The sequence below is a fragment of the Nocardia otitidiscaviarum NBRC 14405 genome, from assembly GCF_000308635.1.
Taxonomy (GTDB): Bacteria; Actinomycetota; Actinomycetes; order Mycobacteriales; family Mycobacteriaceae; genus Nocardia; species Nocardia otitidiscaviarum.
In genome coordinates this window covers 91,245-101,858 of sequence record NZ_BAGD01000048.1, presented here as the reverse complement: position 1 = coordinate 101,858, position 10,614 = coordinate 91,245, and the positions used below count along the sequence as shown (strand labels likewise).

The window sequence follows — 10,614 nt, the reverse complement described above, 5'->3', positions numbered from 1 at the left end:
AGGCGGTCGAGGTTCGCGCCGCCGAATCCGGGACCGCACCGACCACCGGGGAGTCCCGCGCCGCGAAGGCCCGCACCAACGGGACCGCGTCGACCGCCGCCGACGCGGTGGTCGCGCCGGAGGCCGAGACGGCCGCTGGTGAGGCGGAGCTGATGGTCGCCGAGGCGCAGGCCGCCACCGGTGCCCAGACCGCGGAGACGGTGACCGGCGATGTCGGACGCCCGAAGGCGGTGCACCCCGAGCCGAAGATGGCCGTGGCCGAGCCGGAGAAGGTGGTACCCGCCCCGGAGAAGGCGGCTCCCGCCGCGACCACGGACGAGTCCCCGGCTCCGGCCGGTCGCCGTCGCCGCCGGGTCGCCCGCACGGCCGCCGCCCCGGCAGCCGACAGTCGGGGTGCGGTGTTCGTGTTGTCCAGCGCGGATCAGCCGCAGACCCCGGCGCTGTCCCTCGAGGACACGGCATCGCCGCCGCCTCCGCGCGCCCGCACCCGTCGCCGTGCGGCCGGTCGCCCGGCCGGGGCACCGGAGGGCGGCAACTAGCCGGTACGTTCGCTGACACAGATCGTGGCCCCGCCCTTCCCAGGCGGGGCCACGATCTGTCTCGGGGATGCGTCGATTCCGGGGATACGTCGAGTCAGTCGTCGCGGACCGTGATTCCGAAGGTTTGGGCGAAGGCCGGGGCGAGGTCCATGAGCTGTGGCGGGCTGATGATCGCGCCGCGCAGGGCTTCGATACCCTGGCTGATGCCGAGCGCCCGCGCCCCGCGCAGGTCGACCTCCTTCAGCCGGGCATCGTGCAGCGTCATACCGTCGATCGACGAGCCGGGGAAGCCGACCCGGGTGAGCTTGGCCCCGATGAAATCCGGTTGTCGCAGCACACAGTCGACGAACTGGACGTCTTGGAGGTTGGCGTCGCGGAAGTTCACTCCATCGAACTTGCAGCCCTCGAAACGGACGCGGCGCAGTCCGGAGCCGAAGATCTCGACGCCGGACAGGGCGGTGTCGATCAGCTCGGCGTCCATCCAGTGCGTCTGGCTCAGGTCGACGCCCAGCCAGCGGGTGTCCCGGAACCAGACGTCGGAGAAGCGGGCGAAGCGCAGGCTGCCGCCCTGGAAGGTGACGCCGGTTCCGGCCGACTCCTCGAAGCGCGCACCACTGGCTCGCACATCCTGGAAGTGGGCGCCGTCCAGGTGCACGGTCTCGTAGCCGGTGTCGGGTTCCGGTTCGGTCTCCAGTGGCTTCAGATAGCGGGCATAGGGCAGATCGCTCAGCTCACGGGGCACCAGGGCACCATAGGCCCGGCCACCGACAGGTGTGCGCCGGGTGTGTGCTCGAGCCCATCGCGGCCCGGTTTGGAGGCGTCGGCTCCGGTCAGGTAGTCTTGGACGGTCGCTGCCCGGTGACAGCAGTCTGCTGTGGAGCCGTGGCCCGGTTCAATCGAGAGCCACCAGGCGCTGAGGCGGCGGTGATTACCAGACCAGTCTGCGGCGGTTTCCGGTGTCGATCGGAGACAGGCCGTGAGAGCCACAGTGCCCAGTGCACTAGTAGAGGAAGAAGGGCAGCCGACCGATGGCAACGTACGCGATCGTCAAGACCGGCGGAAAGCAGTACAAGGTCGCGGTCGGTGACCTGGTGAAGGTCGAGAAGATCGAGGGTGAGCCGGGCACTTCGGTGTCGCTGTCGCCGGTGCTGGTCGTGAACGGCGCCGAGCTGACCACCGATGCTGACAAGCTGGCGAAGGTTTCCGTGTCCGCCGAGGTCGTCGAACAGACCAAGGGACCGAAGATCCGCATCCACAAGTTCAAGAACAAGACCGGCTACCACAAGCGTCAGGGCCACCGTCAGAAGCTGACGGTCCTGAAGGTCACCGGCATCAAGTAGTCCGACCAGGGGTTCGCACCCCGGCACGAGGAGTTAGCAATGGCACATAAGAAGGGTGCATCCAGCTCGCGCAACGGTCGCGACTCGAATGCCCAGCGGCTCGGTGTGAAGCGCTTCGGCGGCCAGGTCGTCAAGGCGGGCGAGATCCTGGTCCGTCAGCGCGGCACCCACTTCCACCCCGGCGTGAACGTCGGTCGTGGCGGTGACGACACGCTGTTCGCCCTCGCGGCGGGCTCGGTCGAGTTCGGCACCAAGCGTGGCCGCAAGACCGTCAACATCGTGGAGCCGGTGTCGGCCTGACGCCGTCACGGAGCTTCTCCACAACTTTCCGAAGCGGGTCAGGGTGCGGAAACACCCTGACCCGTTTTGCTGTTCGCTCTACTGTCCGATCGGCGCTGCCAACGCAGCCGACACGTCCTGAAGGAGGATGATCACCGATATGTCCAAATTCATCGACCGTGTCGTATTGCATGTGCGCGCGGGCAAGGGTGGGCACGGCTGTGCCTCGGTGCACCGCGAGAAGTACAAGCCGCTCGGCGGCCCCGACGGCGGCAATGGCGGCAATGGCGGGGACGTGGTCCTCGAGGTCGATCCGAATGTGCACACCCTGCTGGACTTCCACTTCCACCCGCACGCCAAGGGCGGCAACGGCAAGCCCGGCGAGGGCGGCAACCGCAATGGCAAACAGGGTGAGGAACTGCTGCTGAAGGTGCCCTCGGGCACCGTCGTCATGACCGCGGACGGTGAGATCCTGGCCGATCTCGTGGCCGACGGTGAGCGCTTCATCGCCGCCAAGGGCGGCCGTGGCGGCCTCGGCAATGCCGCGCTGGTGTCGAAGGCGCGCAAGGCGCCCGGTTTCGCGCTGCTGGGTGAGGCGGGGCAGGAGCGCGATCTGGTCCTCGAACTCAAGTCGGTGGCGGATGTGGGGCTGGTGGGTTTCCCGTCGGCCGGTAAGTCCTCGCTGGTGTCGGTGCTCTCGGCGGCCAAGCCGAAGATCGCGGACTACCCGTTCACCACGCTGGTGCCGAATCTCGGGGTCGTGCAGTCCGGTGACACCACCTTCACCGTCGCCGATGTGCCGGGGCTGATTCCGGGGGCCAGTGCGGGCCGCGGTCTGGGCCTGGACTTCCTGCGGCATCTGGAGCGTTGCGCGGTGCTCGCCCACGTGGTCGACTGCGCCACCATGGAGCCGGGTCGGGATCCGGTCTCGGATGTGGACGCGCTCGAGGCCGAACTGGCCTCCTACAAGCCCGCGTTGCAGGCCGATACCGGACTGGGGGATCTGGCGGACCGGCCGCGCGTGGTCATTCTCAACAAGGCCGATATTCCCGATGCCGACGAGTTGGCCGATTTCGTGCTTCCGGAGTTCGCCAAGCGGGGTTGGCCGGTGTTCAAGATTTCCGCCGTCAGCCGGGAAGGTTTGCGGCCCTTGACCTTCGCGCTCGCCGACATGGTCTCCGAGTATCGGGAGGCGCATCCCAAGGCCGAACCGAAGCGTCCGGTCATCCGCCCGGTCGCCAAGGGCGACAGCGGATTCCGCGTGACGCACGATCCGGAGACCGAGGGCGGGTTCATCGTCTACGGCGAGCGCCCGGAGCGCTGGGTGGCGCAGACCCAGTTCGACAACGACGAGGCCGTGGGCTACCTGGCCGACCGCCTGGCTCGCCTCGGGGTCGAGGAGGAGCTGGTGAGGCTGGGTGCGCAGCCGGGCGCGCCGGTCACCATCGGCGATGTGTGCTTCGACTGGGAGCCGCAGATCTCCGCGGGTGTGGAGGTCATGATGACGCGGCGCGGCGTGGATCCGCGACTGGACCAGACCGAGCGCATCAGCGCCGCCGAGCGCAAGCACGCCTCGCGGGTGCGCCGTGGTCTGGTGGACGAGGACGACTACGAGGAATGACGTGCCGCGGCGGCGCGGTGTTCGACAGTGACCGCGGCGGCGGTGCAGCGGGTGTACCGCGGGCGAATTGAGGTGTGGTGCAGTGAGTTCGAGTATCACGCGGGTGGAGACCGAGCGCAGTGACGCCCGGCAGGCCATCGCGTCGGCGCGCAGTGTCGTCGTGAAGATCGGTTCCTCCGCGCTGACCAGCCTGGAGGGCGGTCTCGACAACGATCGGCTGGACAAGCTGGCCGATGCGGTGGAGACGCGGATGCGGGCCGGATCGGATGTGGTGGTGGTGTCCTCCGGCGCGATCGGCGCTGGCATCGCACCGCTGGGATTGTCCAGTCGCCCCAAGGATCTGGCGACCAAGCAGGCGGCGGCGAGCGTGGGGCAGCTGGCGCTGGCGCACGCCTGGGGCACCTCGTTCGCGCGCTACGGCCGCGTGGTCGGGCAGGTGCTGCTCAGCGCGGACGACTTCGCGCGGCGGGAATCGCATCGCAACGCGCAACGCACTCTGGATCGGCTGCGCGCCCTGCACGCCATCGCGGTGGTGAACGAGAACGACACCGTCGCAACCGAAGAGATCCGGTTCGGCGACAACGACCGGCTGGCGGCGCTGGTGGCGCACCTGGTGGGTGCGGACGCGCTGGTGCTGCTCTCCGATGTGGACGGCCTCTACGACGGCGACCCGCGCAAGGGCGGCGCGAATTTCATTCCGGAGGTGCGCGGCAGCGCGGATCTGGACGGGGTGATCGCGGGCAGCGGCGGCGCGCTCGGCACGGGCGGTATGGCGTCCAAGCTGTCCGCGGCGCGGTTGGCCGCCGACGCCGGTGTGCCGGTATTGCTCGCCGCCGCCTCCGATGCCGCTGCCGCCCTGTCCGGGGCGACGGTCGGCACCGCCTTCGCCGCCCGGCCGATCCGCCTGTCGGCACGCAAGTTCTGGGTCCGCCACGCCGCCGACAGCCGGGGTGCGGTGCACCTCGACGCGGGCGCGGTGCGGGCCGTGGCCGAGCGCCGCAGCTCCCTGCTCGCCGCGGGTATCACGGAGGTGCGCGGCCGCTTCTACGGCGGCGACGTGATCAGCCTGATGGCACCCGACGGCCAGGTGGTCGCCCGCGGCATCGTCTCCTACGACAGCGACGAACTGGAGACCATGAAGGGCCGCTCCACCACAGACCTACCGGAAGGTATGCAACGTCCCGTCGTGCACGCCGACGACCTCGTCAAGGTGTGAGCGCGGCCGTCGTGCCCAAGCCGCCACCGGCGTAAGGGGATTCGGCGGAAAGGCCGGAACCGGTCGGCAGCACCGTCGGCCCGGCGGCGCGCCGCGAGTTCCCGGTATGGCTGGCGTGTCCCGAGTTCAGGGGCGACGGAAGGCCACCGGAAGGGCAGTGGGCGGACGGGCGGTACGGCGCATGCTGGAGAGGCACCCGGCGCCGTATCGCATGTGCCCTTCGCCGATAGCGGTCCCGGATCCGGCGCGGTCCGCCCTTACCGCGCCGGGCTCGCGGTTCGGTGACCGCCCGCGGCGCCGGGTGCGCCCGCACCGCCGTGGAGGTAGGTATGTACGTACTGCCCGACTGGCATGAACTGCTGGCCGCGTTCTGCGGTCATATCGGCGATCAGCCGGAGGATCATCCCGTGACCCGCTGGGCTCGGCTGCTGGCCGAATCGCATCTGGCGCGGCGGGATCGGCCGGAGTGCGCCATCGAGATCGACCGGCGGCGGGCCCATATGGTCGAGTGCATCGACGATTACGTGCTGCGCCGGGCGCGGCGCGCCGATTCGGCCGCGGCGCACGGCGAATCGCTCGGCAGCGTGGTGGACGCCATGGCCGCCGCCCATGTGCGCGCGGTGCATCTGCTGCGCACCGTCGACGCGGTCTCCGATGAGCGGGTGCACGCGGCGTGGTTTCTGTTGGCCTCCATGGCGGACGGGTGGACCGACCGGGTGGCGCTGGTGACCGGAATGGTCGGCGAACCGGTGCGCCGGTCGGCCTGAGATGTGCCGGCCCCGGGGGCCAGACGCCCGGGGTGCGGTGGTCGTGGTCGCGCGCAGGGGGCGCGGCCGCGACCACCACGGCCGTCGCCCACGCCGTGGCTATCCGGTCGGGCGGGCTTCGAGAATGCTGTCGGGAGCGACCGTGTCGACGGTGCGGACGAGAGTGAAACCGCTGCGGGACAAAAGGTCTCGGAACTGCTCGGCGGTGCGTTCCCGGCCGCCGGAGTTGACCAGCATCTCCAGGTCGATGAACTTGCCCGCGTGCGGGCGGTGGTGTTCGGGCAGCAGGATCTCGATGACGAGGAGGGTGGCGTCGGGTGCCATCGCCGCGCGCACGGTGCGCAGCAGCCGCTCGGCGTCGGCGTCGGGCCAGTCGTGCAGGATGTGTTCGAGCAGGTAGGCGTCGCCGCCCTCGGGCACCGATTCGAAGAACGATCCGGAGCGCAGTGTAAGGCGTTGGGCCAGTGCGAGTTCCGTGATCTCGTCGGGCGGCTCCGCCAGCACCCGTGGCAGATCGAAGAGTATGCCGCGCGCGTCCCGGTGGCGGCGCAGGATCGCGGCGAGCAGGGCTCCGCGTCCGCCACCGATATCGACCACCGTCTTGAACCGGCCGAAATCGTATGCGGCGAGCAGCGGTTCGATCGCGAGGGTGTTCACGCTGGCCATGGCACGGTCGAACAGTTCACCGAGTTCCCGGTGTTCGGCGGCGTATTCGAAGAATCCCGCCCCGTCCAGCGCGGGCCCGACCGGTTTTCCGGTCCGCACCGCATCGGCCAGATGCGTCCAGTGGCGGCGGTGGTACTCGGACCCGAAGAACAGCGACAGATCCCGCAGCGTCACCTCGCCGTCCGACCGCAGCGCCCGCGACATCCCGTTCAGCGCGTACGTCCCGTCACGTCGCCGCGTGAACACGTCGAAGCTGACGAGCAGCCGCAGCAGCCGCTCCAACGCATCCGCGTCGGCCCCCACCGCACGCGCCAGCTCCTCCACCCGCTTCGGCCCGTCCGCCAACGCGTCCGCGATCCCGAGCTGTGCCGCCGCCTGAATCGCGGGCGCCAGAAACCCGGTCATCTGCAATTCGAGCAGTGCGATATGCCCCGGCACCAGATGCCGATGCAGCGCCGCGAGCCCATCGCGTACCCACCCCACCGCGCGCACCAGCGGTGGCGGAGGCAGTTTCATAGATCCGAATGCCACGGCGGCTCCATCACTGATCGGCGCTGCTCGGACCCGTCGTGCCTACGCCGCCTCGTCCACTGGGGCGCGGTCACTTTCGATCCGGCGTGGCGTGGCGGCAGTCGCACGGGACAGCGAACGGCGGCGGGGCCGGTATCCATCTCGAGAATGCGCGGCCGAGCGTCCGCGCTGAATTTGACGATTACTTGAGATTTTCGGTTTGCCGGTCGGGGTTACCGGCTGCTTCGATCGGGTCGAACCACCGACCGGAAGGAACAATCGTCGCCATGCGCCGAACCACCATGATCATTCTCGCAGTCACGATCAGCGTCGGCGCGCTGAGCGGCTGCAGCCGCACTTCCTCGGAGACGAGCGCTCCCAGCGGCGCCGGGACCTCGACGACAGCAGCGGCCTCCGGTGCGAGCACAGCCGAATACTGTGAGGCGGTCGAGGAACTGGGTGATTTGGCGGCAGCCTCGACCTCGGCGGAACTCATCGCCAAGGCGCGTCGAATCGCCGAAGTCGCCCCGGCCGATATCCGCGCCGATTGGGTGGCGTTCGCCGACGCCAGTGAGGCTGGGCTCGATCTTTCGGAAATCGATTTCTCGAACCCCGACACCGCCATCGAGGAATTGCAGGGCAAAACGGTGGAGGCGCAGCAGAACGCCACGAAGCTGACCAATGCTTCCACCAATATCGGCAAGCACATCACACGAACCTGCGAGTAGCCCGGCCCGGTGGCGTGGGGTGCCCGCCCCCAGGCGCCCACGCACACGTAGCGGGGCCGGTGTGCGCATCGGCCCCCGACGGGTTCAGGAGGGGGTGGCCAGGGCGAACGGCAGCACCGCGTCGGCTCCGGCGGCGCGCAGCGCGCGTGCGGCCATGGTGAACGTCCAGCCGGTGTCGGTGAGGGTGTCGACCAGCAGGATCGGGCCGTCCACGGAGGTGAGATCCGGTGTCTCCCAGGCATTGTGGAGGGCGGCCACGCGGTGGGCGGAGTTGACGGCCGAGACCAGGGGCAGGTCCGGGCGCAGGTGCAGGACGCCGAGGTCGCGCAGGCGGCCGATCTCGGCGAGCCGGGCGGCCAGGGAGGCGGCGAGAATCGGGTGGGTGGGTGATTCCAGGGCTATGACGGCGGTGGGGCGCCGCGCCCAATCCCATTCGCGCAGTACCACCGTGCAGGCGCGGAAGACCTCGTCCGGCACCGGGCCGTCCGGTGCGTTGAGCAGGGCGCGCAGCCGCTGGCCCCAGCCGAGATCGCTCAGGCGGCCCAGCACGCGGCCGGTCTCGGCGCCGTCGGAGATCTTGCCGGACAGGGAGATTCCGAGCTTGGCCATACCCGTCGGCCACTGCTTGCGCGGGGCCAGATCGATACCCGGCCGGTCCAGACGGGCTCGGATCTCGGCGACCTGGGCGGTGTCCACGCCGGTATCCGGGCGGGTGCCCGTGCAGTTGTCGCAGCGTCCGCAGCCGGGGGAGTCGGGAGTGAGGCCCGGGTCGTCCAGTTGTCGCCGCAGGAAATTCATCCGGCATTCGGCCGTGGCCTGGTAGTCGATCATGGCCTGCTGTTCGGCGTCGCGGGCGGCGGCGAGCCGTTCATAGCGTTCGGTGTCGTAGGCCCAGGGTTCGCCGGTGGCGATCCACCCGCCGCGCACCCGCTTGACCGCGCCGTCCACGTCCAGGACCTTGAGCACCATCTCCAGGCGGGAGCGATTGAGTTCGACCAGCGGTTCCAGCGCGGCGGTGGACAGCGGCCGATCCCGGTCCAGACTGTCCAGCACCGAGTGCACGATATGTTCCCGAGGGAAGGCGACCGAGGCGAAGTAGCTCCAGATGCGCCGGTCCTCGGGTCCGGGCAGCAGCACCACCTCGGCGCGCTCGGTACCGCGCCCCGCACGGCCGACCTGCTGGTAGTAGGAGATGGGGGAGGAGGGCGCGCCGACGTGCACCACGAATCCGAGATCGGGTTTGTCGAAGCCCATCCCCAGCGCCGAGGTGGCGATGAGCGCCTTGACCTCGTTGTTCAACAGCGCGATCTCGAGGGCTTCGCGCTCGGTGGGTTCGGTCTGGCCGGTGTAGGCGGCGACCTGGTGGCCGTGGGAATTCAGCACGTCGGCGAGGTCGTGCGCGGCGGCGACGGTCAGCGTGTAGACGATCCCGGAGCCGGGCAGTGCGCGCAGGTGCTGGCTGAGCCAGGCGGTGCGCTCGACCGCGTCGGCGATGCGCACCACCGACAGCCGCAGCGATTCGCGATCGAGGCTGCCGCGCAGCACCAGCGTATCGGTGCCGATCTGGGTGGCCACGTCGGTGACCACGCGATCGTTGGCGGTCGCGGTGGTGGCCAGGACCGGCACATCGGAGCCGAGGTCGGCGATGAGGGTGCGGATGCGCCGGTAGTCCGGCCGGAAGTCGTGGCCCCAATCGGAGACGCAGTGCGCCTCGTCGACGACCACCAGTCCGGCGTCGGCGGCCAGTTTCGGCAGCACCGCGTCGCGGAAGTCGGGATTGTTCAGCCGTTCCGGGCTCACCAGCAGCACGTCCACGTCGCCCGCGGCCACCCGGGCGTGGATCTCGTCCCATTCGGTGACATTGCCGGAGTTGATGGTCGCCGCCACCACGCCCGCGCGCTCGGCGGCCGCGACCTGGTTGCGCATGAGCGCCAGCAGCGGAGACACGATCACCGTCGGGCCGCGTCCCGCCGCCCGCAGCAGTTTGGCCGCGATGAAGTACACCGCCGACTTGCCCCAGCCGGTGCGCTGCACCACCAGCGCCCGCTGCCGTCGCACCACCAGCGCCTCGATGGCGGTCCACTGATCCTCCCGCAGCCGCGCCGACGGCCCGGCGAGTTCGCGCAGCAGCCGTTCGGCGTCGTCCCGCAGCGCCGCACTGGTCTCGGTCGGAGAGGTCGCGTTGGTCGGGGTCACGCGCTCCATCGTGCCTCACGCCGCCGACAACCGACCGCGAGCGGGGGCTTCCGCACCCCTTCCCCCGCTCGCGCACCGCTTTCAGGCGTTTCGGTCGATGGTTCGACGGCACGGCGACATCTCGACCGTGCGATCCGGTGTACCGAATGACGGGAGACTTCGTTGCGGTGCGGTCAAGATCGGGCGGGTCGGGGCTCGGTGCCGGACAATGGGGGAACCGGGGACCGGCGGGCGCGTCCCGGGGGCGGATGGGAGGCGTCATGGGTCAGCAATTTCCGTCGCCTGCGGGGTGGAGCCCGCCGGGCACACAGTTCACCAGTGGTTCCGCGACGTCGCGCTCGGTCACCGGGGTGGTGGCGGGACTGGTGATGACGCCGATCGGAATCGCCTTGGCGGCCAACGGCGGGCTGGATATCCGCTACTGGGTGATCGTCGGCGCGGTGACCGACCGGTTCACCGCGTCGGTGCAGATCATCGTGGGCTCGCTGCTGCTCATGCTGGTGGCGGTGCTGGCCGCCTACTCACCGCTGGGCACGATGGTGGCGAGCCTGGTGTGGGGCGTGTTCCCGGGCGTGCTGCACCTGCTGTTCCCCGACGACACCTTCCGGCTGATCGGGGACCTGCCGCTCATCTCCAGTGAGATGACGGTGGCGCTGCACGCCTGGGTCACCTACGGTTTCGCGCTCATCTCGGGGTTCATGCTGCTGGGCGCGGGCATCGTGGGCGCACTGCTGCGCCGCTGAGCCCGCGCC

10 protein-coding genes and 1 pseudogene are annotated in these 10,614 nt (G+C 69.9%); 8 read left to right on the top strand and 3 right to left on the bottom strand.

Annotation, left to right across the window (positions count from 1 at the left end):
• A pseudogene (locus ON31_RS08960) lies at positions 1-539 on the top strand (hypothetical protein); the annotation flags it as partial.
• Between the two features lie 94 nt (positions 540-633).
• On the opposite strand, the gene ON31_RS08955 reads toward ON31_RS08960, so the two are convergent.
• Positions 634-1,281, bottom strand: coding sequence for a pentapeptide repeat-containing protein (locus ON31_RS08955; protein WP_039811396.1), 648 nt, complete (start codon positions 1,279-1,281; stop codon positions 634-636).
• 286 nt (positions 1,282-1,567) lie between these two features.
• On the opposite strand from ON31_RS08955, the gene rplU reads away from it, so the two are divergent.
• The 5 genes from rplU (at position 1,568) to ON31_RS08930 (ending at position 5,762) form a co-directional block, all read left to right on the top strand.
• Complete coding sequence (gene rplU, locus ON31_RS08950) at positions 1,568-1,879, top strand: 50S ribosomal protein L21 (RefSeq protein WP_029927107.1); 312 nt, start codon at positions 1,568-1,570, stop codon at positions 1,877-1,879.
• A gap of 39 nt (positions 1,880-1,918) precedes the next feature.
• Positions 1,919-2,179: a 50S ribosomal protein L27 gene (gene rpmA / locus ON31_RS08945; RefSeq protein WP_029927109.1), complete on the top strand. Its 261-nt coding sequence runs from the start codon at positions 1,919-1,921 to the stop codon at positions 2,177-2,179.
• 139 nt (positions 2,180-2,318) lie between these two features.
• Positions 2,319-3,779: a GTPase ObgE gene (obgE, locus tag ON31_RS08940; RefSeq protein ID WP_029927111.1), complete on the top strand. Its 1,461-nt coding sequence runs from the start codon at positions 2,319-2,321 to the stop codon at positions 3,777-3,779.
• An 82-nt stretch (positions 3,780-3,861) separates the two neighbouring features.
• A complete protein-coding gene (gene proB, locus ON31_RS08935; RefSeq protein WP_255222032.1) occupies positions 3,862-4,995 on the top strand; it encodes a glutamate 5-kinase in 1,134 nt (377 codons plus the stop codon).
• A gap of 329 nt (positions 4,996-5,324) precedes the next feature.
• The gene (locus tag ON31_RS08930; protein ID WP_063821450.1) at positions 5,325-5,762 is read left to right on the top strand and encodes a DUF4254 domain-containing protein; all 438 of its coding nucleotides are present in this window, start codon (positions 5,325-5,327) and stop codon (positions 5,760-5,762) included.
• Positions 5,763-5,861: 99 nt separating this feature from the next.
• Here ON31_RS08930 and ON31_RS08925 read toward each other — a convergent pair whose 3' ends face one another.
• Positions 5,862-6,959, bottom strand: a complete 1,098-nt coding sequence (locus ON31_RS08925; RefSeq protein ID WP_255222031.1) for a methyltransferase — start codon at positions 6,957-6,959, stop codon at positions 5,862-5,864.
• A gap of 266 nt (positions 6,960-7,225) precedes the next feature.
• Between ON31_RS08925 and ON31_RS08920 the strand changes: the two genes are divergently transcribed.
• Positions 7,226-7,666, top strand: a complete 441-nt coding sequence (locus ON31_RS08920) for a hypothetical protein (protein WP_039811388.1) — start codon at positions 7,226-7,228, stop codon at positions 7,664-7,666.
• A gap of 84 nt (positions 7,667-7,750) precedes the next feature.
• Here ON31_RS08920 and ON31_RS08915 read toward each other — a convergent pair whose 3' ends face one another.
• Positions 7,751-9,871, bottom strand: a complete 2,121-nt coding sequence (locus tag ON31_RS08915) for a RecQ family ATP-dependent DNA helicase (RefSeq protein WP_051037002.1) — start codon at positions 9,869-9,871, stop codon at positions 7,751-7,753.
• Positions 9,872-10,122: 251 nt separating this feature from the next.
• Between ON31_RS08915 and ON31_RS08910 the strand changes: the two genes are divergently transcribed.
• The gene (locus ON31_RS08910; protein ID WP_039811385.1) at positions 10,123-10,605 is read left to right on the top strand and encodes a hypothetical protein; all 483 of its coding nucleotides are present in this window, start codon (positions 10,123-10,125) and stop codon (positions 10,603-10,605) included.
• The last annotated feature ends 9 nt before the right edge of the window (positions 10,606-10,614 follow it).

Excerpts from the sequence above, each read along its gene's own strand:
- obgE (WP_029927111.1), top strand. The coding sequence starts at position 2,319 with ATGTCCAAATTCATCGACCGTGTCGTATTGCATGTGCGCGCGGGCAAG.
- rplU (WP_029927107.1), top strand. The coding sequence starts at position 1,568 with ATGGCAACGTACGCGATCGTCAAGACCGGCGGAAAGCAGTACAAGGTC.
- ON31_RS08910 (WP_039811385.1), top strand. The coding sequence starts at position 10,123 with ATGGGTCAGCAATTTCCGTCGCCTGCGGGGTGGAGCCCGCCGGGCACA.
- ON31_RS08915 (WP_051037002.1), bottom strand. The coding sequence starts at position 9,871 with ATGGAGCGCGTGACCCCGACCAACGCGACCTCTCCGACCGAGACCAGT.
- ON31_RS08930 (WP_063821450.1), top strand. The coding sequence starts at position 5,325 with ATGTACGTACTGCCCGACTGGCATGAACTGCTGGCCGCGTTCTGCGGT.
- ON31_RS08920 (WP_039811388.1), top strand. The coding sequence starts at position 7,226 with ATGCGCCGAACCACCATGATCATTCTCGCAGTCACGATCAGCGTCGGC.
- rpmA (WP_029927109.1), top strand. The coding sequence starts at position 1,919 with ATGGCACATAAGAAGGGTGCATCCAGCTCGCGCAACGGTCGCGACTCG.